This window comes from Aeromonas sp. QDB17, from assembly GCF_027705305.1.
GTDB lineage: Bacteria > Pseudomonadota > Gammaproteobacteria > Enterobacterales > Aeromonadaceae > Aeromonas > Aeromonas caviae.
The window spans coordinates 1-23,471 of the sequence record NZ_JAPDBP010000020.1 but is presented as its reverse complement, the minus strand read 5'-3'; the positions used below and the strand labels follow the sequence as shown (position 1 = coordinate 23,471).

At 63.7% G+C, this 23,471-nt stretch carries 21 protein-coding genes; 10 read left to right on the top strand and 11 right to left on the bottom strand.

Features of this window, described 5'->3' with window-relative positions; all coding sequences use genetic code 11:
* Positions 1-288: 288 nt before the first annotated feature.
* Complete coding sequence (locus tag OKC41_RS16215; RefSeq protein WP_201894689.1) at positions 289-1,932, bottom strand: electron transfer flavoprotein-ubiquinone oxidoreductase; 1,644 nt, start codon at positions 1,930-1,932, stop codon at positions 289-291.
* Positions 1,933-2,058: 126 nt separating this feature from the next.
* On the opposite strand from OKC41_RS16215, the gene OKC41_RS16210 reads away from it, so the two are divergent.
* The 5 genes from OKC41_RS16210 (at position 2,059) to aroG (ending at position 7,859) form a co-directional block, all read left to right on the top strand.
* On the top strand, positions 2,059-2,808 hold the full coding sequence (locus OKC41_RS16210) for an electron transfer flavoprotein subunit beta/FixA family protein (protein WP_039038996.1): 750 nt from the start codon (positions 2,059-2,061) through the stop codon (positions 2,806-2,808).
* 103 nt (positions 2,809-2,911) lie between these two features.
* A complete protein-coding gene (locus OKC41_RS16205; protein ID WP_201894688.1) occupies positions 2,912-3,841 on the top strand; it encodes an electron transfer flavoprotein subunit alpha/FixB family protein in 930 nt (309 codons plus the stop codon).
* 224 nt (positions 3,842-4,065) lie between these two features.
* On the top strand, positions 4,066-5,154 hold the full coding sequence (gene serC / locus OKC41_RS16200; protein WP_010674452.1) for a 3-phosphoserine/phosphohydroxythreonine transaminase: 1,089 nt from the start codon (positions 4,066-4,068) through the stop codon (positions 5,152-5,154).
* A 170-nt stretch (positions 5,155-5,324) separates the two neighbouring features.
* Complete coding sequence (gene aroA / locus OKC41_RS16195; protein WP_042863731.1) at positions 5,325-6,605, top strand: 3-phosphoshikimate 1-carboxyvinyltransferase; 1,281 nt, start codon at positions 5,325-5,327, stop codon at positions 6,603-6,605.
* Positions 6,606-6,803: 198 nt separating this feature from the next.
* Positions 6,804-7,859: a 3-deoxy-7-phosphoheptulonate synthase AroG gene (aroG, locus tag OKC41_RS16190; protein ID WP_041212942.1), complete on the top strand. Its 1,056-nt coding sequence runs from the start codon at positions 6,804-6,806 to the stop codon at positions 7,857-7,859.
* A gap of 86 nt (positions 7,860-7,945) precedes the next feature.
* On the opposite strand, the gene OKC41_RS16185 is transcribed toward aroG, so the two are convergent.
* Positions 7,946-8,668: a TerC family protein gene (locus OKC41_RS16185; RefSeq protein ID WP_010674455.1), complete on the bottom strand. Its 723-nt coding sequence runs from the start codon at positions 8,666-8,668 to the stop codon at positions 7,946-7,948.
* Positions 8,669-8,785: 117 nt separating this feature from the next.
* On the opposite strand from OKC41_RS16185, the gene OKC41_RS16180 reads away from it, so the two are divergent.
* The 3 genes from OKC41_RS16180 to OKC41_RS16170 all read left to right on the top strand — a co-directional run bounded on the left by OKC41_RS16180 (position 8,786) and on the right by OKC41_RS16170 (position 12,051).
* The gene (locus tag OKC41_RS16180; RefSeq protein ID WP_042881832.1) at positions 8,786-9,901 is read left to right on the top strand and encodes an ATP-NAD kinase family protein; all 1,116 of its coding nucleotides are present in this window, start codon (positions 8,786-8,788) and stop codon (positions 9,899-9,901) included.
* 107 nt (positions 9,902-10,008) lie between these two features.
* Positions 10,009-10,287 (top strand): YfcL family protein, encoded by a 279-nt coding sequence (locus tag OKC41_RS16175; RefSeq protein WP_010674457.1) that lies wholly within the window; start codon positions 10,009-10,011, stop codon positions 10,285-10,287.
* Positions 10,288-10,386: 99 nt separating this feature from the next.
* Positions 10,387-12,051, top strand: a complete 1,665-nt coding sequence (locus OKC41_RS16170; RefSeq protein ID WP_042863732.1) for an AMP-binding protein — start codon at positions 10,387-10,389, stop codon at positions 12,049-12,051.
* 790 nt (positions 12,052-12,841) lie between these two features.
* Here OKC41_RS16170 and cdd read toward each other — a convergent pair.
* From cdd to OKC41_RS16155, 3 genes are all read right to left on the bottom strand, one after another.
* Complete coding sequence (cdd, locus tag OKC41_RS16165; RefSeq protein ID WP_010674459.1) at positions 12,842-13,723, bottom strand: cytidine deaminase; 882 nt, start codon at positions 13,721-13,723, stop codon at positions 12,842-12,844.
* Between the two features lie 226 nt (positions 13,724-13,949).
* Positions 13,950-14,636: an LrgB family protein gene (locus tag OKC41_RS16160; protein WP_270672158.1), complete on the bottom strand. Its 687-nt coding sequence runs from the start codon at positions 14,634-14,636 to the stop codon at positions 13,950-13,952.
* Positions 14,633-14,992: a CidA/LrgA family protein gene (locus OKC41_RS16155; protein ID WP_270672157.1), complete on the bottom strand. Its 360-nt coding sequence runs from the start codon at positions 14,990-14,992 to the stop codon at positions 14,633-14,635. The genes OKC41_RS16160 and OKC41_RS16155 overlap by 4 nt, the downstream gene beginning before the upstream one ends.
* 129 nt (positions 14,993-15,121) lie before the next feature.
* Here OKC41_RS16155 and OKC41_RS16150 point away from each other — a divergent pair, with 129 nt between their 5' ends.
* Complete coding sequence (locus tag OKC41_RS16150; RefSeq protein ID WP_270672156.1) at positions 15,122-16,837, top strand: alpha-galactosidase; 1,716 nt, start codon at positions 15,122-15,124, stop codon at positions 16,835-16,837.
* Between the two features lie 58 nt (positions 16,838-16,895).
* Here OKC41_RS16150 and OKC41_RS16145 read toward each other — a convergent pair whose 3' ends face one another.
* Entirely contained in the window at positions 16,896-17,402 is a 507-nt protein-coding gene (locus OKC41_RS16145) for a hypothetical protein (RefSeq protein WP_010674463.1), read from the bottom strand.
* A 148-nt stretch (positions 17,403-17,550) separates the two neighbouring features.
* Entirely contained in the window at positions 17,551-18,978 is a 1,428-nt protein-coding gene (gene sbcB / locus OKC41_RS16140) for an exodeoxyribonuclease I (RefSeq protein WP_201894685.1), read from the bottom strand.
* Positions 18,979-19,159: 181 nt separating this feature from the next.
* Here sbcB and OKC41_RS16135 point away from each other — a divergent pair, with 181 nt between their 5' ends.
* The gene (locus tag OKC41_RS16135; RefSeq protein WP_201894684.1) at positions 19,160-20,353 is read left to right on the top strand and encodes a site-specific integrase; all 1,194 of its coding nucleotides are present in this window, start codon (positions 19,160-19,162) and stop codon (positions 20,351-20,353) included.
* Here the strand turns inward: OKC41_RS16135 and OKC41_RS16130 are convergent.
* From OKC41_RS16130 to OKC41_RS16115, 4 genes are read right to left on the bottom strand one after another with little or no spacing between them, the layout of a single operon-like run.
* On the bottom strand, positions 20,300-20,494 hold the full coding sequence (locus OKC41_RS16130; RefSeq protein ID WP_102948335.1) for an AlpA family transcriptional regulator: 195 nt from the start codon (positions 20,492-20,494) through the stop codon (positions 20,300-20,302). The two genes, OKC41_RS16135 and OKC41_RS16130, sit on opposite strands and share 54 nt — an antisense overlap.
* 8 nt (positions 20,495-20,502) lie before the next feature.
* Positions 20,503-20,919 carry a hypothetical protein gene (locus OKC41_RS16125; RefSeq protein ID WP_201894683.1) on the bottom strand — a complete coding sequence of 139 codons (417 nt, stop codon included), beginning with the start codon at positions 20,917-20,919 and terminating at the stop codon, positions 20,503-20,505.
* Positions 20,916-22,610, bottom strand: a complete 1,695-nt coding sequence (locus tag OKC41_RS16120; protein WP_270672155.1) for a phage N-6-adenine-methyltransferase — start codon at positions 22,608-22,610, stop codon at positions 20,916-20,918. Before OKC41_RS16120 ends, OKC41_RS16125 begins: the two co-directional genes overlap by 4 nt.
* The gene (locus tag OKC41_RS16115; RefSeq protein WP_201894682.1) at positions 22,607-23,338 is read right to left on the bottom strand and encodes a hypothetical protein; all 732 of its coding nucleotides are present in this window, start codon (positions 23,336-23,338) and stop codon (positions 22,607-22,609) included. Before OKC41_RS16115 ends, OKC41_RS16120 begins: the two co-directional genes overlap by 4 nt.
* Positions 23,339-23,471 lie beyond the last annotated feature (133 nt).

Genomic DNA, 23,471 nt, shown 5'->3' with positions numbered 1-23,471 from the left:
CTATACAGGGGCGGGACCCGCTTGTCAGGGCCTATTCATCAGGGGTTCAGCCTGTTCGCTCAAAAAAGCGGCGAGGTCGGATCAGCCGTGGCGACCCCGAAACGGGCGATCCCGGCGTCGCCTCCTTTGTTCGCCCTGGTGTGGGGGAGGGCCCGGGCTCACCGGCGGGAATGGCGGGTTGCTGGTCGCCCTGCGACAGCCCCCGGCCAAGCGCAGGAAACGGTCTCCGGGCGGTGTTCCGGGGCTGCGTCTCCTTGTTATCTGCTCTGGTGTGCGTGGGCAAGCCTGTTACAGATTGGGGTAGTTGGGGCCCGAGCCGCCCTGGGGCGGCGTCCAGACGATATTCTGGCTGGGATCCTTGATGTCGCAGGTTTTGCAGTGAATGCAGTTGGCGGCGTTGATCTGCAGCCTTGGCCGGGTATCCCCATCAAGGATCTCGAACACCCCCGCCGGGCAGTAGCGCTGGGCGGGTTCGGCCCAGGTGGGCAGGTTGACCTCGACCGGAATGCGCGCGTCCTGAAGGGTCAGGTGACAGGGTTGATCCTCGTCGTGGCTGGTGCTGGCCAGATAGACGGAGGAGAGCTTGTCGAAGCTGAGCTTGCCGTCGGGTTTGGGGTAGTCGATGGGCTTGCAACGGCTGGCCAGGCGCAGCTGGCGGTAATCCGGCTCCTTGTCCAGCAGAGTAAAAGGAGAGGTCAAGGCAAAGAGTCGCTGCTCCAGCCAGTTGAAGGCGCCGCCGAGCCAGGGGCCGAAGCGGTGCAGGGCGGCCCCAACGTTGCGGGCCCTCTTCAGTTCCCGGGTCAGCCAGCTTTGCAGCAGCGCGTCCTGAAACTCGGCCAGATCCCGTCCCCCTTCATCCCCTCCTCGCAGTGCCATGGCGACCGTCGCGGCCGCCACCATGCCGGACTTCATGGCGGTGTGGATCCCCTTGATGCGGGAGAAGTCCAGGGTGCCCGCGTCACAACCGATGAGCAGGCCGCCGGGAAAGTGCATGCGCGGCAATGAGTGCCAGCCCCCCTTGGTGATGGCCCGTGCGCCGTAGCTGATGCGCTCGCCCCCCTGCAACGTTGCCGCGATAAGGGGGTGGTGCTTGAGACGCTGGAATTCGTCAAAGGGGCTGAGCCAGGGATTCTGGTAGTTGAGATCGACGATAAGGCCAACTGCCACCTGATCCTGGGCCAGATGATAGAGATAGAAGCCCCCCTGACTCTTGTTGCCCTTTCCCTCACCAAGGGGCCAGCCGCTGCCATGGAGCACCCGCCCAGGATGGGATTGTCCCGCAGGCACCTGCCACACCTCCTTGAAGCCGATGGCGTAATGCTGCGGCTGGGCGCTATTTTCCAGATGGAATCGGGCGATCAGCTGTTTGCCGAGGTGGCCGCGCGCCCCTTCGGCAAACAGGGTATAGCGGCCATACAGGGCCATGCCGGGCACGTGATCCGGCTTGGGGTTGCCCTCCTTGTCGAGACCAAGATCGCCGGTCACCACCCCTCTTATCCTGTTCTCTTCCACGATGAGCTCACTCGCCGCAAAGCCCGGGTAGATCTCGACACCGAGGGCCTCGGCCTGCTTGCCGAGCCAGCGGCAGAGGGTGCCGAGGCTGATGATGTGGCTGCCGTCGTTGTGCATGCGGGGCGGCACCGCCCAGTGGGGCAGTTGCAGGGAGCGGGTGTTGCTTTGCAGCAGATGGACCTGATCATCCGTCACCGGCACGCCGAGGGGGGCTTCCTGCCAGCTCTCTGGCAGCAGCTCCCTGAGGGCGACGGGATCGAGCAGGGCGCCGGAGATGACGTGGGCGCCGATCTCGGCCCCTTTCTCCAGCAGGCAGACCGAGAGGGCCGGGGCCTGCTGCTTCAATGCGATGGCGGCGCTCAGGCCTGCCGGGCCGCCACCGACGATGACGACATCAAATTCCATTGCTTCGCGTTCCATCTTGCCTCTGCGCTCGACTTGGCCTAGGGTAGTGCTGGTAGTTTACGTAAACGTAAACCACTTTGTCAGCAGAAAAGTGAGTGACGACAAGGTGGACCCACACAACAGGTATGAGGGATGACCGCCATGAAGCTGCTGGTCGCAGTCAAACGGGTCGTTGATTACAACGTCAGGATCCGGGTCAAGGGGGATGGCTCCGATGTGGAGCTCGCCAATGTGAAGATGGGCATCAACCCGTTTTGTGAAATCGCGGTGGAGGAGGGGGTCAGGCTGCGGGAAGCCGGCGTGGCATCCGAGCTGGTGGTGGTGACCTTCGGCCCCGAGGCGGCGGCCGAGCAGTTGCGCCATGCCCTGGCGCTGGGGGCGGATCGGGCGCTGCACTATGTTACCGGCGAGACCCTGACCCCGCTCACCGTGGCCCGGGCCCTGCAAACGGTGTGCGGGCAGGAGCAGCCCGATCTGGTGCTGCTCGGCAAACAGTCCATCGACTCTGACAACAATCAGGTAGGGCAGATGCTCGCCGCCCTCAATGACTGGCCACTTGCCACTTTCGCCTCCGCCATCAGGCTGGTGGAGGGGGAATTGCAGGTGACCCGCGAGATAGACGGTGGCCTCGAGACCCTCGGCATGGCGCTGCCCGCCGTGGTGACCGTGGACTTGCGCCTCAACGAGCCTCGCTTCGCCTCCCTCCCCAACATCATGAAGGCCAAGCGCAAGCCGCTGGAGAGCCAGCCGTTCGCCGCCCTCGGGGTAGTGCCGGCCGGCCAGACACGGCAGCTCGGAGTAATGGCGCCGCCGGTGCGCAGCGCCGGCATCAGGGTGGGCTCGGTGGACGAGCTGCTGGACAAGCTCAAGCACGAAGCCCGGGTGCTCTGATGGGCAGGGGCATGAGAGGGATGCCTCCCGCAGGCGTGAGCGCCATGCATGGGGCAGCGGCCCAGGGGAGCAAGGGATCAATGGATGACATGAAGGTGCTGCCATGAGCGTACTTGTGATTGCGGAACATCATCAGGGGCGGATCGCCGACAACCTGGCCCAGCTGGTCACGGCGGCGGGGCGCCTGGGGGGCGAGGTGCACCTCTTGCTGCTGGGGCAGGGGCTGACGGAGGCGGGGGAGCAGGCCGCCGCCCTCACGGGGGTAAACCGGGTGCTGCTGGCGGAACATCCCATGCTGGCGGAGGGGCTCAACGACGGGGTCGACAGACTGCTCGCCGAGGTGGCCAGGGACTACCAGCACTGCCTGATGGCGGCCAGCAGCCAGGGCAAGGATCTGCTGCCGCGGGTGGCGGCCAGGCTCGGGGTGGAGATGATCGCCGAGGTGACCGGCATCGAGGGGCCCGACACTTTCCTGCGTCCCATCTATGCGGGCAACGCCATCGCCCGGGTGGCAAGCAGCGCCCCCGTCAAGGTGCTCACCGTGCGGCCCACCGCGTTCGCCAAGGCCGATTCCGGGGAGGAGCGTGCCGTGATGGAATCGCTGCCGGTGGCCGAGGTGCGCTGCCGTACCCGGCTCATCGAGCGGCGTGCGGTGCGCTCCGCCAGACCCGAGCTCGGGGCGGCCCGGGTGGTGGTCTCCGGCGGGCGGGCACTCGGCTCGAAAGAGCACTTTGCCCTCATCGACGCTCTGGCGGACAAGCTGGGGGCTGCCGTCGGGGCATCGCGGGCCGCCGTGGATGCAGGTTATGTCTCCAACGACCTGCAGGTGGGGCAGACCGGCAAGGTGGTGGCCCCCGAGCTCTACATCGCGGTGGGCATCTCGGGCGCCATCCAGCATCTGGCGGGGATGAAGGAGTCCAAGGTGATCGTCGCCATCAACAAGGACGCGGAGGCCCCCATCTTCCAGGTGGCGGACTACGGTCTGGTTGGGGATCTCTTCACCCTGCTGCCGGAGCTCACCGCCAAGCTGTAAATTTGCCACAAAGGGGCGAAGAAAGCCGTCCGTGCTGTCTCGCCCCCGTTTCCATGCATATTCTCTGCAAGCCCTGGCCCGTTCAGGGCTTTTGTCTGATGGGGGCCCGGTGGTGCCGGGGCAAAAGGTTGCGCTGGATCCCAAAAAGCCTTTGCCCCCACGGGGGGCTGTCGTGTAAAAACGTTCGAGTCACCGATCACACACATCCATTCACGGAAAGCGTCATGAGCAAACAGATTTACAACTTCTGCGCCGGCCCCGCCATGTTGCCGGTTGAAGTCATGGAGCGCGCCCAGCGCGAATTTTGTAATTTCCAGGGGCTGGGAGCCTCGGTCATGGAGCTTTCCCATCGCGGCAAGCCCTATATGGCGGTCGCCGAGAAGGCCGAAGCGGACCTGCGCGACCTGCTGGCGGTGCCGGACAACTACAAGGTGCTCTTCATGCACGGCGGTGGCCGCGGCCAGTTCTCCGCCGTGCCCATGAACCTGCTGGGTGGCGCCAACAAGAAGGCGGATTACCTGGTGACCGGCGTCTGGGCCCAGAGTGCCGTGGATGAAGCCCAGAAATACGGTGACATCCAGACCTTCCAGGGGGTAGCCAAGAACGAGCAGGGAGTCTCCCACCTGCTGCCGACGCCGGCGTTTCGCGCCGATGCTGCCTATGTACACTACTGCCCGAACGAAACCATCGATGGCATCGAGATGTTCGACATCCCGGCCACCGGCGATGTGCCCCTGGTGGCGGATCTCTCCTCCACCATCCTCTCCCGTCCCCTCGATGTGAGCCGCTTCGGCATCCTCTACGCCGGTGCCCAGAAGAACATAGGCCCCTCTGGTCTGGCCATCGCCATCGTGCGCGACGACCTGCTGAACCAGGCCCGCGCCGATGTGCCGTCCATCTTTGACTACCAGCTCACCGCCAAGAACGACTCCATGTTCAACACGCCCCCCACCTACGCCTGGTACCTGGCCGGTCTGGTGTTCGAGTGGCTCAAGGAGCAGGGTGGCCTGGCGGCGATGGAAGCACGCAACAAGGAGAAGGCCGACTTCCTCTACGGCTACCTCGATCAGTCGAGCTTCTATGGCAACAAGGTGGATGTGGCCTGCCGCTCCCGCATGAACGTGCCCTTCCAGCTGAAAAACGAGGCCCTGGACAAGCTGTTCCTGGCGGAGTCGGAAGCGGCCGGTCTGCTGGCCCTCAAGGGACACCGCATCGTCGGTGGCATGCGCGCCAGCCTCTACAACGCCATGCCCCTGGAAGGGGTCAAGGCCCTGGTCAGCTTTATGGATGACTTTGCCAAACGCCACGGTTGAGGCGTGCCTCCCCATTGCCAGACGCCGGGGACTCCCCGGCGTCTGTTTTTCAGACCCATCCTGACCCAGGCTGCCCTCTCCCGCGGTCGTGCCACTGTCGAACTTGCCGCGGGGGACGCGGGCTGTTAACGTCCGGTCAGGTGATTTAATTGAGATCGAACAGGAAGTCTATGAATTCGTTGCGTTTGGAACCCATTTCTAGCGTGGCCGGGGTGGTCAATCTGCCCGGCTCCAAGAGTGTCTCTAACCGGGCCCTGCTGCTGGCGGCCCTGGCCCGGGGCACCACCCGGCTGACCAACCTGCTCGACAGCGATGACATCCGCCACATGCTGGCGGCGCTGACCCAGCTCGGCGTCAAGTACAAGCTCTCCGCCGACAAGACCGAGTGCACCGTGCACGGTCTGGGCCGCAGCTTCGCGGTCTCGGCGCCGGTCAACCTGTTCCTCGGCAATGCCGGCACTGCCATGCGCCCCCTGTGCGCCGCCCTGTGCCTGGGCTCCGGCGAGTACACCCTGGGCGGCGAGCCGCGCATGGAAGAGCGCCCCATCGGCCACCTGGTGGATGCCCTGCGCGAAGCGGGTGCCCACATCCAGTACCTGAAGAAAGATGGCTATCCGCCCCTGGTGGTGGATGCCAAGGGGCTCTGGGGTGGCGATGTCCACATCGACGGCTCCGTCTCCAGCCAGTTCCTGACGGCGTTCTTGATGGCGGCCCCCATGGCGGCCGGCGACACCCGCATCCATATCAAGGGGGAGCTGGTCTCCAAGCCCTACATCGACATCACCCTGCACATCATGAAACAGTTCGGGGTGGTCATCGAGCACGACGACTACAAGGTGTTCTACATCAAGGGCAACCAGACCTATGTCAGCCCGGGGGACTTCCTGGTGGAAGGGGATGCCTCCAGCGCCTCCTACTTCCTCGCGGCGGGTGCCATCAAGGGCAAGGTGCGGGTTACCGGCATCGGCAAGCACAGCATCCAGGGGGACATCCACTTCGCTGACGTACTGGAGAAGATGGGGGCTCGCATCACCTGGGGCGATGACTTCATCGAGGCCGAGCAGGGGCCGCTCAAGGGCATCGACATGGACATGAACCACATCCCGGATGCGGCCATGACCATCGCCACCACGGCGCTGTTTGCCGAGGGCACCACCACCATCCGCAACATCTACAACTGGCGGGTGAAGGAGACCGACCGACTGCACGCCATGGCGACCGAGCTGCGCAAGCTGGGCGTGGAAGTGGAGGAGGGGCACGACTTCATCACCGTGATCCCGCCCGCACAGCTGACCCACGCGGCCATCGACACCTACAACGATCACCGCATCGCCATGTGCTTCTCCCTGGTGGCGCTCTCCGATACGCCGGTCACCATCAATGATCCGGGTTGCACCTCCAAGACCTTCCCGGACTACTTCGACAAGCTGGCCAGCGTCAGTCAGGCCTGAGCCCTTTCGGCCCGCTTCGTGCGGGCCTTTTCATCTCTGCCCCCCCGCTTTTTTCATGCCTCCTAGCAGCATTATGCAAACTTGCAAGGTGCGATAATAAAATTCCTTGCCGAAGAATGTAATTTTCTATTTACACCGACCCGGCACAGGGCTAGATTGAGATCTCTTTATCGCAGTCATCTAGCAGGAAACTTGGTCATGCAGCATCAAACCGACGACGTTCGTATCAGTGAAATCAAAGAGTTATTGCCCCCGGTTGCGGTGCTTGAGAAGTTTCCGGCGACCGACACCGCCTCGGCCACCGTGTTTGAATCCCGTCAGGCCATCCACAACATCCTGGCCGGCGACGATGATCGCCTGCTGGTGGTGATCGGCCCCTGCTCCATCCACGATCCGGTCGCCGCCCTGGAATACGGCAAACGCCTCAAGGTGCTGCGCGACGAGCTGAAAGATCAGCTGGAGATCGTGATGCGGGTCTACTTCGAAAAACCCCGTACCACAGTGGGCTGGAAGGGGCTGATCAATGACCCCTATCTCGACAACAGCTGCCAGATCAACGACGGCCTGCGCCTGGGTCGCAAGCTCTTGCTGGATCTCAACGACATGGGGCTGCCGACCGCCTCCGAGTTCCTCGACATGATCACCCCGCAATACGTGGCGGATCTGATGAGCTGGGGTGCCATCGGCGCCCGTACCACCGAATCCCAGGTACACCGCGAGCTGGCTTCCGGTCTCTCCTGCCCGGTGGGCTTCAAGAACGGCACCGACGGCACCATCAAGGTGGCCATCGACGCCATCGGCGCCGCCAGCGCCCCGCATCACTTCCTGTCGGTGACCAAGTACGGCCACTCCGCCATCGTCTCGACCGCTGGCAACCCGGACTGTCACATCATCCTGCGCGGTGGCCGCGAGCCCAACTACAGCGCCCGTCACGTGGATGAGGTGGTGAGTGGTCTGGACAAGGCCGGTCTGCCCCAGAAAGTGATGATCGACTTCAGCCACGCCAACAGCAGCAAGCAGTTCAAGAACCAGATGCTGGTGGCCGAGGACGTGGCCGGTCAGCTGCGTGCCGGCAGCAAGGCGGTGTTCGGCGTCATGGTGGAGAGTCACCTGGTGGAAGGGCGTCAGGATCTGGTGGACGGGTGCGAGCTCACCTTCGGCCAGAGCATCACCGACGCCTGCATCGGCTGGGCCGATACCGAGGTGCTGCTGCGCAACCTGGCGGACGCCGTGGCCGCTCGCAACGCCCTCTGAGCCCAAGGCGCCCCGTTGGCGGGGCAATAAAAAAGCGCGACCCTGGGTCGCGCTTTTTGTTTGGCCATCTCTCGGCAGGTCGCGGTTTACTTGGCCCGCTCCTGGTGGCCGCGCAGGCGGATGTTGATCATCTCCACCACCAGCGAGAAGGCCATGGCGAAGTAGATGTAACCCTTGGGAATGTGCAGATCCAGCCCTTCGGCCATCAGCGCCACCCCGACCAGGATAAGGAAGGAGAGGGCCAGCATCTTGATGGTGGGGTGGGTATCGACGAAGTCGCCAATGGCCTTGGCGGCAAACATCATGACGCCGACGGCGATGATGATGGCCAGCACCATGACAGGGACATGATCCGCCATGCCCACGGCGGTGATGACGGAGTCCAGGCTGAAGATGATGTCGAGTATGGCGATCTGCACCAGGGTGGACAGGAAGCCCGCGGTCTTGCTCACCACACCCGCCTCTTCGGCGGCCCCTTCCAGGCTCTGGTGGATCTCGTGGGTGCTCTTGGCGATGAGGAACAGACCCCCCACCAGCAGGATGAGATCCCGTCCCGAGATGGCTTCCCCCAGCACGGTGAAGAGGGGCTCGGTGAGGCGCATCACCCAGGCCAGGGAGAGCAGCAGCAGGATGCGGGTGCCCATGGCGAGCCCCAGCCCCAGGATGCGCGCTTTCTGGCGCTGGGCTTCCGGCAGGCGACCCACCAGGATGGAGATGAAAATGATGTTGTCGATGCCGAGCACGATCTCGAGCAGGGTCAGGGTGGCGAGCGCGACCCAGGCGGAGGGGTCAGCAATCCATTCCAGCATGATTGAACCTTGGTTGAACAGTGATTGAGGTAGAAGCCGCGCATTTTAGCAGGGGGTCATGGCTTGTCCCAGTGGCGGGAAAAGATAAAAATGGCGGCGATCCAACAGGAGGGAAACATGTTTCGATTAGGGCTCATCATCAACCCCGTCGCCGGCATCGGCGGGGCCGTCGGTCTCAAGGGCAGTGACGGCATGGTCGCCGAGGCGCTGGCGCGCGGGGCCGTCCCCAAGGCCCGGGAGCGGGCCCGCCAGGCCCTGTTGCCCCTGTGCGAGCTGACCACGTCATTCGAGCTGCTGACGGTGGCCGAAGAGATGGGGGCCGACCTCGCCGCCGAGCTGGGGCTGCCCCATCGCATCGTCCATCGGCCTGCCGGGGCGCAGACGAGCGCCGAGGACACCCGGGCTGCCGCCCTGGCCCTGCGCGATGCCGGGGTGGATCTGCTGCTCTTCGCCGGTGGCGATGGCACCGCCCGTGACATCTGCGCGGCGGTGGGGGAGTCCTGCCATGTGCTCGGCATCCCGGCGGGGTGCAAAATCCACTCCGGGGTCTACGGGGTGACGCCGGCGGCGAGCGGCCGGGTGGCGGCCAGAATGATCGCAGGGGAGCTTCTGAGCCTGGTGGATGCGGAGGTGATGGACATCGACGAGGAGGCGTTTCGCGCCGGCAAGGTGCGCGCCCGCCACTACGGCCAGCTGCTGGTGCCCGGGGATCTGCGCTACGTGCAGGCGGTCAAGCAGGGGGGGCGGGAGTCCGAGGAGCTGGTGCTCGCCGATCTCGCCGCCGGTGTGGTGGAGCAGATGGAGCCCGATACCCTCTACCTGATGGGGTCGGGGAGCACGGTGGCCGCCTGCATGGGTGAGCTGGGTCTGGAAAATACCTTGCTCGGTGTGGATCTGGTGGAAAATGGCCGGCTTATCGGGCAGGATCTGTCCGCCGCCGAGATCCTGACCCGGATCCGCGGCCGTCGCTGCCGTCTGATCATCACCCTGATCGGCGGTCAGGGACATCTGTTCGGGCGCGGAAATCAGCAATTGAGTCCAGACGTGATCCGGGCCGTCGGGCGCGAGCATATCCAGGTGCTCGCCACCAAAGCCAAGCTGGCGGCGCTAGAAGGCCGTCCGCTGCTGGTGGACACCGACGATCCGGCACTGAACCGGTCGTTGAGTGGTTATCTGCGCATAACCACGGGATACAAGGATCAGGTCATCTACCCGGTGGCCAACCCGGAATAGGACATCAAGGATGCGGCTGGCCTGGCGCCAGAGAGCCGCGATCAACCGGATCGCGGTTCCACTCCCCGAATTTTTTGCCGGCAACCCCGGAAATGAGGCTGCGTTAAATGACGATTCACGATTTTGAACACAAGTTGTTGGGACTGATCGACGCCATGGTCGCCACGGCCAGCGAAGACGAGCTGTTTGCGGGTGGCTATCTGCGAGGGCACATCTCCCTTGCGGTGGCGCGCGCCGAGCTGGAGGGCAAGACCCTGGTGCGGGACGTCAAGAGCTATGTGCTGCGCAGCCTGAACGAGGCCATCTTGCAGGGTGAGCTCTCCGAGCAGGACGAGGTGCTGGTGCAGGAGATGTGGAAGCGTCTGCAGGCCCAGGCGGAAGCTTGATCCCATTCGCAGTTCAAACACAAGTTTAAGTAATCTGCTTCCCTGAGTGTTATCAAAAGGTTAATAATGAGGCTCGCCTTTTGTTTCAGGGATTAAACCATGGCCTCCACCTCACGCATTGCCACCAGACTGCCGCTCGAGATGCTCTATCACTGGGAGCGGCAGTGTCCCGACCGAATCTATCTGCGTCAGACCATCCACCGCGAATACGTCGACTTCACCTGGGGTGAGGTTGCCGACGAGGCGCGGCGCATGGTGACGGCACTGCGCGCCCTGGGCCTGGTGCCCGGTGACAAGGTGGCCCTGCTCTCCAAGAACTGCGCCCAGTGGTTCATCGCCGATCTGGCGATGCAGATGGGGGGATACGTGAGCGTGCCCATCTACCCCACCGCCAACGTCGACACCATCGAATACGTGCTGCGCCACAGCGAAACCAGGGCGATCTTCGTCGGCAAGCTGGACGACTGGAAGAGCCAGGAGGCGGGGGTGCCCGGGGATCTGCTGCGTATCGCTCTGCCTTACGACACCATGCCGGCCACCCACCAGTGGGACGATCTGCTGGCGCAATACGACCCCATCCCGGACAGCCCGGTGCAGGCGCCGGATGCCCTGCTGAGCCTGGTTTACACCTCCGGCAGCACCGGCAAGCCCAAGGGGGCCATGCTGAGCGTGGAGCGCTACGCCTGGTCCTGTGAGAAGCTGGTGGAGGCGGTCTCCCTCACCGCCGAGGATCGCGGCTTCTCCTACCTGCCCCTTGCCCACATCACGGAGCGGGTCTACATCTACGGCGGCAGCCTGTTCAGCGGTGCCACCATCGCCTTCCCCGAATCCCTCGACACCTTCATCGAGGACGTCAAGCGCTGCCGTCCCACCGTCTTCATCTCGGTGCCGCGGCTCTGGGCCATGTTCCGCATCAAGATCCACGAGAAGCTGCCCCAGAAAAAGCTGGCGCTGCTGCTCAAGATCCCCCTCGTCTCCAGCCTCATCAAGAGCAAGCTGCAAAAGGGGCTGGGGCTGGATCAGGCGCGGGTGCTGGGCTGCGGCTCTGCGCCGGTGGCCCCGGCGCTGCTGGAGTGGTATCACAGCATCGGCATCCATATCACCGAGGCCTGGGGCATGACCGAGAACCACGCCTACTCCACCCTCAACTACCCGTTCCGGGCGGACAAGATAGGCACCGTCGGCAAGGCCGGGCCCGGGGTGACCATCAAGATCTCCGACGAGGGGGAGATCCTCTGTCGCTGCGACGGCATGATGGTGGGCTACTACAAGGATCCCGAGCACAGTGCGGAGGCCATCGACGCCGAGGGCTGGCTGCACACCGGTGACATGGGCAAGCTGGACCGGGAGGGTTACCTCACCATCACCGGCCGCATGAAGGACGTCTTCAAGACCGCCAAGGGCAAGTACGTGGCCCCGGTGCCCATCGAGGGGATGCTCGGGCAGGAGCCCATCATCGAGCAGCTCTGCGTCATCGGCTACGGCATGCCGCAGCCGGTCGCCCTGGTGCAGCTCGCCGAGAGCGCCATGAAGGGGGACAAGGCCGGGGTGGAAGCCCAGCTGGAGGCTGCCCTCAATCGGGTCAACGACAAGCTGGAATCCCATGCTCGCCTGCGGGGCATCCTGGTGGTCAAGAGCCCCTGGAACATCGAGAACGGGGTGCTGACCCCCACCATGAAGATCCGCCGCCACCTGCTGGAACAAAAATACGCGGACATCGGCGAGCGCTGGTCCGGCAGCCAGCGCATCCTGTGGGAGTCCTGACAGGGGTCGGTGCCGCCATATCGGCCACATCAATGACAGCGGGGGAGCCAGTGGCTCCCCCGCTGTATTTCAGGGGGAAGCAGCCGACAGGGGGCGGGGCTGGGGCATTGATCCCTTCCCCGAGGTTTCCCGCCGCCATGCCGCCCCGCGTCGAGGAAACAGGCAGGGAAAGGCATTTGCAAAATCCATGGAGAGGCGGGATCCCAGTGGCTTGGCAAATGCATCTTGGGGTCACACACGGGGGCCGCAAGGGGCGGGGCATTGACCCCTTCCCCGACGTTTCCCGCCGTCGCCATGCCGCCCTGCGTCGAGGAAACAGGCAGGGAAAGGTATTTGCAAAATCCATGGAGAGGCGGGATCCCAGTGGCTTGGCGAATGCATCTTGGGGTCACACACGGGGGTCGCAAGGGGCGGGGGCGGGGTATTTATCCCTTCCCCGATATTTCCCGCCGCGGCCATATGGCCCCGCGTCGGCGGAACAGGCAGGGAAGGTATTTGCAAAATCCATGGAGAGGCGGGATCCCAGTGGCTTGGCAAATGCATCTTGGGGTCACACACGGGGGCCGCAAGGGGCGGGGGCGGGGCATTGGGCCCCTTAACCTGGGCTTCCCGCCACCGCAGAGGAGGTCTGCCAATAAGGTCATCGGAGGGAGGCCGCCCTCACATGGGGCAGGGGGGCATCTGATGCACGGCGCCAGAGGCGCAGAGAAAGGGGGTGAGGGGCAGGATGAGAGCCGCAGAGAGCAAGAAGGGGAGCCGCAGCTCCCCTTCCCGTTGACGGATGCCGGGGTCAGACGGCTTTGTACTCAAGCTCGACCGAGCCCAGCGCCTTCAGGGTGGACTGGGCCGAATCCCGCTGGCTGATCTGGCCATCCTTGCTCTCCAGCAGCACGGCGCGGCGCACGGTGGCGAGATCCTCGCCACCCAGCACAGCGTGGGCGCAGGCCATCTGCATCGGCGGCAGGCTCGGGTTGAAGGCGGCGTTCTCGGCATAGCGGCCGCAGAAGATGCGCCCGTCCTCGAACTGCAGCGCCACCGCGGCATAGCCCTGGCTGTAGGGGGCATAGCTCTGGCGGGCGGCGGCGAGCGCAGCCTGCCACAGGGGGTCGTCGCTCTCGAGCACCAGCTCGTCGTGAGCCTGGGGGCTCATCAGGGCATCGGTGATCTCGAGATCGGCGGGGCCGAAGGAGTGGGGCAGGAAGGATTGCAGCTCGCTGAGATCGTCCGGCAGGGAGACCTTCAGGGTCTTGGCGGTGCTCAGCTCGTTCATGAACTGGCGGCAGTGGCCGCAGGGGGTGTAGTTCACGGTGATCTCGGAGATCCCGGTCTCGCCACCCAGCCAGGCGTTGGAGATGGCGGACTGCTCGGCGTGGACCGAGTGGAACAGCCCCTGGCCCGCGAACTCCATGTTGGCGCCAAAGTACCAGGTGCCGCTCAGGCCGCAGGCGATGGCGCCGACGAAGAACCTGGAGATGGGGGCCACCGAGCAGGCGGCCGCCAGCGGCAGCAAGGCCAGACGCAGGGCCCTGTCATCCAGCCCGGTGGCGGCTTTCAGGGTCGCGACCTGGTCCGGGGTGAAACGGGCCTGGAAATCGTCCCCCAGCATGGGCAGCAGGGCGGCCTGGAGCGGGGCGGAAAGGGTCTCGAATGGCTTGGCAAAGCGGGGATGCATACTGTGTCCTCAAAGGCCAATTGGGGGGCCATTGTAGGGAGCAAGCGCGGCGAATTGTGTGAGCGCGCTCACGCCTTGATGGGCAAAGGGGCGGGGATGGTAAAGGAAACGTTTGTCTTTCGCAATCTGTGCGCCAGCTCCCGGCATCAGGGAGGCGAGGGTATCGGATGGAAACGGTGAAAGGGCACAGAGGCCATGGCCGCAGGGGCGGCCATGGCAACGGGGATCAGGTCAGCCAGTGGTAGAGGGCGAACAGCAGGGGGGCGATGGCCGCGGTCAGCACACCGCACACCACCATGGCCAGCGACGAGAAGGCGCCCTGGGTCACCCCCTGCTCGGCGGAGGCGGCGGTGCCGATGGCGTGGGCGCAGGCTCCCATGGCGAGCCCCTGAGCCTCGGGGTCGGTGACCCGCATCAGCTTGAGCAGGGGATAGCCCACCAGGGCCCCCAGGATCCCCACCACCACCACCACGGCGGCGGCGATGGCGGGAATGCCGCCGAGGGACTGGCTGACGCTCATGGCGAGCGGCGTGGTGATGGACTTGGTGGCGATGGAGGCGAGCAGCGCCGGATCCGCCCCCATCAGGTGGCCGACCCCCAGGGTGGTGCAGACCGAGATGAGCACCGCGGTGAGGGTACAGGCCAGGATGGGTGTGAGCTTGTCGCGGATCTGGCGTGCCTGCTGGTAAAGCGGCAGGGCCAGGGCCACCACGGCGGGTTCCAGCAGGGCGGTCAGGGGCGAGGCCCCCTGCTGGTACTGATCCAGGGGCAGATCGAGCCAGAGCAGCAGGCTGATGATGACGGCGGTGGGGATCAGCACCGGATTGATGACGGGCCAGGGCAGGCGGCGGTAGAGGGCCCGGGTCATGAAATAGAGGGCCAGGGTGAGGGGCAGGGCGAACCAGAGGATCATGGCTTGTTCATCCTTTGATAGAGGTGGCCGACCGCGCCCAGGATGAGCACGATGCCGAGCACGACGCAGAGCATGATGAGACCGAAGGATTGGCGCAGGGGCTCGAGCCAGGCCACCAGGCCCACCGCCACCGGCACGAACAGCGCCCCCATGTGGCGCAGCAGCAGGCCGCCCCCCAGCTCGACCCAGGAGAAGCGGACGATCTGCAAGGAGAGCAGCACGAACAGCAGCAGCATGCCGATGATGCTGCCGGGGAAGGCGAAGGGCAGGATGGCCGCCACGGCCTTGCCTGCCAGCAGACAGGCGATGATGACCAGAAAATCACGAAGGTAGCGCAGGGTGCGTTGCAGCAGCACGGGGGCCTCATCTTGGCAAGTGTGAGCAAGGTCGCAGTTTAACAGGCACGGGGGGGAGGGAACAGGGTCAACTGGCCCGCAGGGGATACAATGGCCCGGCTTCAACCCCATTCACAAGAAGGAGTTCCCATGTCGACCCCCTCTCTCCTGGCCCGGTTGCGCCAACTGCCCGCCGATCCCGCCCTCCCTGACGCCCTGCTGCAAACCCGCCAGTGGGAGGGGCCGCTTTGCCGGGTGAGGCTTGACAACACAGGGAAGCAGTCCGAGGCCGTCCACCACTGGCGGCTGTTTGAGGGGGATCTCGGACTTGCGCCCGACGCGGCCATCTACGGGGAGGGATTCCAGATGCTGGCCCAGACCGGGGGACGCTGGAATGCCCCCGAGCACCTGGGCCGCTGCCCCGATGCGTCTGTCTATCGCATCACCGCCGATCATGGCTACCACACGGTGCACAACCTGCTGCTGGTGGCGCAGGAGGGGGGCTGGCTGCTGCTGGCCTTTGCGAGCTGCCAGCGCTTTGGCGGGGAATTTCGCCTCCATCCCGACGGGCGCCTCGAGATCGTGATGAACACCGAAGGGCGCACCCTGGCGCCGGGTGCGCACTGGCAGAGCGAGGCGCTGATCTGCCTGGAGGGGCCGGACAGGGAGGCCCTGCTCGCGACGCTGGCGCAGCATATCGCCGCCGAGCACGGCTCCCTGGTGGGGGAGGTGCCCACGCGCCCGAGCGGCTGGTGCTCCTGGTATCACTACTACGCGAACGTGAGCGCGGCGGACATTCGCGAGAACCTGGCGGTGCGGGCCGAGCGTTTCCCGGCCCTGCGCTACGTGCAGATAGATGACGGCTATCAGGCCAGGATGGGGGACTGGCTCACCCCTTCCGCCAAGTTCGAGGAGGGGGTGGCGGCCCTGGCAGGGGAGATCCGCGCCGCCGGTTGCGAGCCTGCGCTCTGGGTCGCCCCCTTTATCGCCGAGCCCGGCTCCCGAGTGTTCCAGGATCACCCTGACTGGTTCGTGAAAGGGGAGGATGGCCTGCCGCTCCCCTCGGAGCGGGTCACCTACGGGGGCTGGCGCTGCACCCCCTGGTACGTGCTGGATGGCACCCACCCCGAGGTGCAGGCCCACCTGGAGCAGGTATTTCGCACCCTGCGTACCCAGTGGGGCATTCACTACTTCAAGCTCGATGCCAACTTCTGGGGGGCCATCCACGGTGGGCGCTTCCACGACCCCGCCGCCACCCGGGTGGAGGCCTATCGGCGCGGCATGGCCGCCATCCTGCGCGGCGCCGGGGAGGGGGCCTTCCTGCTCGGCTGCAATGCGCCGCTGTGGCCGAGCCTCGGCCTGGTGCACGGCATGCGGGTGAGCGATGACGTGGAGCGCCAGGGCCCCCGTTTTCGCCAGATAGCGCGAGAAGCCTTCTGCCGCGCCTGGCAGCACGAGCGGCTCTGGGTGCTGGACCCCGACTGCGTCTGCCTGCGGGATATCCCGGGCCAGCACGGGAGCCGCGCCGAGTACGAATTTCACCTGGCCGCCCTGGTGGCGAGCGGTGGCATGGTGCTGGCGGGGGACAGATTGCAGGATCTGGACGAGGCGCAAGGGGCGCGCCTTGGCAAGCTGCTCGCCCTGTGCGCCGCGCGTACCCCGGCGGCCCGCTTCGAGGGGATGACATTCGAGCGCGGGCGGGTGGCGCTGCCCGTGGGCGGCGAGCTGCTCTGCCTGTTCAACTGGGGGGAGCACGCCTGCGAGTTCCCGTTGACGCCGGGGGGCACGGACTTCTGGGACGAGACGCCCCTGGGGAGCACCCTGGTGCTGCAAGGGGGGCAGGGGGCGGTGATCCGCTACCCCTGATGGCGTTGCACTGCAAAAAGGCTCCCTCGGGAGCCTTTTTTACGTGGCGAAATGGTCTCTAGAAGTGCCACTCCATCCCGATGGCGTAATTGGCGGAGCCATAGCCCGGGATCTCGTTGCTGGAGGCGAGCGCCTTGACGGTGAGGCGGGTTGTCAGGGGGATGCCGAGCCCCATGCCGATGGCGATCTCGTCGCTCTGATCCCCCATCATGTCCACCCGCAGGGTGCGATAGAGGGAGAGATCCTGGCTCATCTGGGCATAGATCTGGGACGACTTGTTGTAGAGCTGGCCGAACACCTCCATCTGGAAGCCGTTTTGCGGCGTGATGGCCAGGGGAATGCCGGCGAAGCGGTAGAGATCCGAGTGGTTGAAATAGCTGTTGGTGATTTGCGGGGTGAAGTCGGTCTGCTGGTAGAGGGTGCTGAAGTTGTGCTCGATGAGCCGGTAGGTCTGCTCCGGCAGGCGCAAGAGGTAGTCTGGCACCTCGAACCGGGCGCCAGCGAGGGCGGCCTGGGGCAGCAGGGCACAGGCGACGAGTGTCAAAGCAGGCAGAGCTGAACGCATAAAACGAGAGTTCCCCAACAGTCGAAAGCACGGCATCCATGCCGTCAGCGCATCTAAATATTCACACTATCAGGAGCTTGGGCTCCCTGCCCATTATGTCGCGAGCCGGGGAAACGCATCGGTTTTTAACTGTGAAACGGCTCACATCTCACAGATTTTCAAGGTAGTGATAGAGACTCTTTAGAATCGCAAAGTTCCGTTCGTTCCCCTGGTTCTGTTCCGCCAGGGCTTCCAGGCGCGGCACATAATCCGGCAGGCGGCGGCTGAAGTAGTCGCTGCAGTGCAGGCGCCAGCGCTTCTGCTCCGCTTCGCTCAAGGTGTGAGGCCAGTTGCGGGCGCGGTAACGGAACAGCATCTCGGGCAGACGGGGATCCGTGAAGGCAAACTCCCGCTCCCCCAGCAGATCCGCCGGAGTGGCGCGCACCAGATCCATGGTGGACTTGTCGCCGTGGCCGAAGAAGCCGGCGTAGAGCTGGGTGTCGGGGTCGCCGTCGGTGTTGCCGGCAAACTCCTGGTTGAACACCTCCACCAGTTTTTCCCGCACCTCGGGGTGGGCCCGCAGCAGATCCAGGCTTTTGCGGCACTGTGCCCGATTGATGCCCAGTTCGTCCGCCCGCTCCGGCGTCAGGGTGGCGGCCGGGGCCAGCACCGGGCACTTGTTGATGTGCACCAGTTTGACCGGAATGCCAGCCAGATCCCCCAGCTCCTCTTTTCTGGTGTAGAGGCGCTCGCGGATCTCCTCGCAGGAGAGCTCGATGAGCGGAGTCGGGTCACGGGTCAGATCCACCATGATCACCGCGTTCTGGTTGCTGGGGTGCCAGGCGAGCGGCGACACCCAGCTCGCACACCCCTGCCAGGGGGAGAACATGCCGGAGACGTGCACCAGGGGTTTCATGGTCACCACGTCGATGAGGGCCTTCACCTTGTTCTTGTTGCGAAGATCAAAGAGGTACTCGAAGAGCTTGGGCTGGGCTTTTTTCACCAGCCTGGCCATCTCGATGGTGGCCAGCACATCCGAGAGCGCATCGTGGGCGTTGGCGTGGGCCACGCCGTTGGCCACGGTGAGCTTCTCCAGCCGGAAGCTCGGCTTGCCCTCGTCGTCAAACGCCCACTCTATTCCCTGCGGGCGCAGGGCGTAGCAGGCCCGCAGCATGTCGAGGATGTCCCAGCGGGAGTTGCCGTTCTGCCAGGCGTAGGCATAGGGGTCATAGAAGTTGCGATAGAGGGTGTAGCGGGTCACCTCGTCATCGAAGCGGATGCTGTTGTAGCCGAGCACGCAGGTGCCCGGGGTGGCGAACTCTGCGTGGATCTGGCGGATGAAGTCCGCCTCGCACAGCCCGTCCTTCATCGCCTTTTGCGGCGTGATGCCGGTGATGAGGCAGGCTTCCGGCTCCGGCAGGTAATCTGCCGGCGGCTTGCAGTAAATCACCAGCGGCTCGCCGATGACGTTGAAATCCGCGTCGGTGCGAATGCCCGCAAACTGCGACGGCCTGTCTTTGGCCGGACTGATGCCGAAGGTCTCGTAGTCGTGGAAGTAGTAAGTGGGCTGGGTGGTCTGCTTCGCTGATGTGCTCATGTGTTCTTGTGTGTTCGCGCTTCTGATTGATTTTTCAGGGTTTAGTGCCGTTCTGGTGAGGTGCAAATTCCGAAGACACTTTCATCGTTCACCCAAACCTGACGTTGTTCAATGGCCTGCTGGTACATTATCTGGTACAAAACACCCCATGAGAGTGGTACAAAATTTTAATGGGGTAGCAATGGCGTTATCAGATAGCTGGCTTCGAGGGGTGAATGGTAAACCATATGCTGGCCCGAGCGAAGTGAGCGACGGTGATGGGTTGAGTGTCCGGGTCTCACCGAAGGGGGTGGTTGCGTTCCAGGTTCGGCATGTGGTCGACGGGAAGCGGGTTCGGACCTCTCTTGGTCGGTACCCGGCTCTGACCTTGCGAGAGGCCCGGATAAAGGCCGATGAGCTCAAAAGCGGTGTTGCGCCGATCAGTGCCTCGGGCGACGAGCCTACGCCTGCAGCCTTGTTTGATGAGTGGTTCGAGAAGTACGTGATGCGGGAGTGCCGAGAAGGTACCCAGAAATACTATCGCTATACCTTCTCATCGGTGAAGAACCGCTTGCCTGACCGGCCAATCAACCAGATCACCATGGACATGTGGTTGAGCTATTTCGATGCCATCAGCGAACGGGCACCCGGGGTTACCCGTATGGTGATCACGGGGCTAAAGGCCTGCTTCAACTGGCATGTTCGCCGCGGCACGATCAACATGCCCAACATGATGAGTCTGCGGGCCAGGGATGTTGGCGCTCCCGCCAAGACCGGTCACCGGGTGTTGACGGTGCCAGAGGTTGCAAAGATCTGGCGGGCCATTGAGGCCAGCCGGGCCGGAACCGGCAACAAAGTGATTCACTTGCTTTGTCTGGTCTATGGGTGCCGGCTGTCCGAGGCCAGAACGCTCAAGCGTCAGGACCTGGATTTCGAGTCTATGGTCTGGACCGTGCCGGCGGAGATCAGCAAGACCGGCCGGCCTATCCGCCGCCCCATCACATCGGTGGGCAAGCAACTGTTCGAACGAGCAGCCATGGCGTCGGTGGACCCAGTCTATCTGTTCCCGGGTCAGGGGGAGGGGAATGGGCCGCTGGAGATCCACTCATGTAATCGGTTGGTGAGCCGCTTGCGCAGCAGCCTGGGGATCCCCCATTGGAGGATTCATGATGCTCGTCGAACGCTGTCGACCCGGCTATCGGAATTGGGGGTGTCGCCCCATATCACCGAAGTGATGCTGGGGCACACCCTGACTGGCGTGATGGCTGTTTACAACAAACATGACTGGCTTGAGGATCAAGCGGCTGCCTATGAGCGCTGGTGGACAGTGATCCAGCGGGAGCTAGGCGTTGCCACTGATCCGGTTGTGGCTGTCAATCCAGGCCATGATGTGTGACTTGATCCAGCGCAGTGGCTGGTGGTCGATGGGTTTGGGAAAGGTGGTATCCCTCATGCGCAGGTGATACAGCGCCGTGCGCCCTTTTCCCAGCATGACCATCAGCTCACTCTGGTCAATCTTCTCAATCTGTTCTTGCATGCTTCCTCCTATCCATTCTGTTCATTTGTAGCGATGGTCCAGCGATAGCCACCATGGGTTGCCTGAGAGTTGTTCAGGCACCGGGTGATGCTGACGCGCACAAACCCGCCTGTTCGTTCCGCCTCGACAATGCTGTCGAACCTCACAATCTGCTGCTCCTCGTTGATGCCGATCACCGGCGTCTTGTGCCATTGCGGATCCCGCACCTGGTCCACGAAGAGGCGGCGAGTGTGCCGCCCTCTGCCGTTCTCCCCGACCATGCAAAAGTGTTCAACCCGGGTGGTGAAGCGGGCCTCCCTGTGTATCTGGCCCATCACGATGCTGGCCTTGCTGACCGTGAGGGAGAAGGTCGCAGCCACCTCTGCGCTGATGGCGCCATCGGTTCGGGCATGAACCCACTCGGCAACCTCCTGAATGATGCTCATACGAATTCCTCCTCAAGGTTGTCGATGGCTGCAATGGCCCGTTGGAGTAACTCATGCTTGGGCACATCTTCCGTTGCTATGAGAGCCGTGAAGATTGCGACAGCAGCAGCTTGGCGTTGCGGGTCGTTCAGCGGTCGCTGGGCTCCTTTATAGTTCCATTCCATCGTGTCCATAGCATTGAGGATTCGCTCAAGGCGCTCGCGCTCGTCATCGGGCATGATGGTGAATTGGTCACGCAACTGCGCATCACTCAATGAGATGGCGATGGCCACTTCGCGGGCGGTGTAGCGCTCCCGCTCCCCATAGAGGACTGTCAGCACGGTGACAAAGCGATGCCAGACAGCACCGCCCAAATTGAGCTCGTTGTTCTGGTAGTCAAAGGCCCAGTCCTCGAGCGACTTGGTGCTGGGTTCCTCGGTTGGGTGGTGGGCATCCAGCAGCTCGAGCTGCCGCTCTGCATGGTTTGGCTCTGGGATGGTGGCTTCGGTACTCTGCGCCAACAGCTCGGCGGCCTTGGCGGTGGCCAGTTCTTGCAGATCGCCTGGCGCCGTCAGGTTGTCGATGATCCAGGCGGCCAGCTCGGCGGTCCTGGCCGGGGTCAGGATGTCCGCATCGTCGATCTGGTAGATAACCCCCTTCACTGCGGGGTGGCGTTGCCAGTGGGGCAGGGTGGGGGAACGACTCTCTTCTGCGACAAAGCCCTGATGGATAGGCTTGCCGGCCAGCAGGTTGGCGACGGCCAGATCGAGCCGATAGAAGATCTCGGAGAGTGGATAAGGCTCGTCCAGCCAGCCTTGCACATAATCCCTGACCGTATCCTGTTGCTCTTCGCCGAGATCAACGCACTCAAACTGCTTGGCCATGATGCTGGTGGCGTCGGCATAGCCCAGTTCGGCCGCCGCCGCGGCGCTGGCCTCGTTATCGTCGGCTGCTGGTGGTTCCCCCGCGGCCGGTTCTGTTTCGGCGGGTTGCTCCTGGGTGACCACGGGGGTCAGCTTGGGCGTGGCGTTACGGATAACGTGATCGGCGGCCAGGGTGAGCTCCACCGCTTGGCGGTGGATCATGTCGAGGATGATGGTGCCGGTGGTGATGAGGTCGTCACGGCGCAGGCGTGCCTCGGGGCGGCGCTCGCCCTGCCAGCCGGCGTCGAAGATCACCACGGCTGAGGCGAAGCCGCTGGAGCTGGGCTTGTCCTTCTTCGGGTCGCGGGGCACGTACCAGCTCGGCACCTCAAAGCCGATACGGCCGCTGATGAACTGGATGAAGTCGGCATCTTCCGGCCACCAGGTTTCGCTGGTGGCGGCCTTGATGAGCAACATGATCTTGGCGCCCAGCGCCCGTTGCTCGCGGCAGTAGTTGAGGATGGCCTCCATCCCGGTGATGGGGTTCCCCTCGCTATCCGTGCAGGGGCGCGAGTAGGGCGGGTTGGCGTAGGCTGCTCCACCGAGGCGGCGCAGGTCGGCGGCCAGCTCCTGGGTGAGGGCGTTGTCTTCGGCATCGTAGTAGTGCGGCACCAGGTGGTTGCAGTCGTCGGCGAACATGTCGAGCACCACCGGCCCCAGGGTGGGGGCGAACTGGTGGAACAGGCCCCAGGCCAGCGCCTTGGGGGTCTGCCATTGGTCGCCTATCTGCTTGAGCTCGTGGTCAGGCTGGGCTTGCAGTTCGGCCAGCGCTTGGGCGTAGTGGTTCATGCTGCACCACCTTTGACTGTGGCTATTGCGGCTCTGGCCTTTTCCTCAACTGCATAACAGTCCCTGAACCAAGTCACTTCGCCACCCTCCCAAGAGGACAGGTAAAACTCCAAGGCTGCCAACAGCGTATTCCGCTCATCCTTGATTTGCTGCAGATCGTCTGTCGGCCCGATACGGCCCTTCAATATTGCTTCCTTGATGGTGTTGTATTCCCAACAGTGGGTTTGGGCATCGACGTATACACGCAACCCTCTACGGTAATCGTGCTTCTTGCGTTGGATGAATGCCTCAGCCGCATCCTTGGTTAAGTGGCTGTTTACAGGAACCCATTTTTCGTCCCAGCCAGTTACTGTGTGATCCTTCAGATCTCCGAGGAGGCTCCACTGAGCTCGGAATCCTCCCAGTTCAAGAAAGTCCTTTCCCTCGAGATCTTGTGCCAATTCGTTAAGTTGGCTCTGCTGTTCCTCATCCAGGTCATCCCAGTATTCTTGTGGGCTGAACCATGCGGAGTCATCAATGAGCACTGCTAATTTGTCGGTATAGTCCTGATCTATCCCATAGATGATTTCGCGGGCCTCGACCTTGAAGATGGCATCGGCGGTGCAATGGTCATGAACGCCTTCACCCATGCAGTCGTGGTGTAGTCTTGCCACGAAGTCAGACCAGGAGTCGCTGCTCAGCGGTGCGCCGTAAGCGAGTGATGCTGATTTATCAGGTTGCTGGTTCATGCCGCCACCTCGGGGCTGGTGGGGTACCAGGCAAAGCCGTCTTCGGCCTGGCGGATTGTAGTGGTCAACTAAATCCGGACACACAGTTAAGCCGATTTTCGGCCTCTGCTGGCGGTATCCCATCATTGTGTTG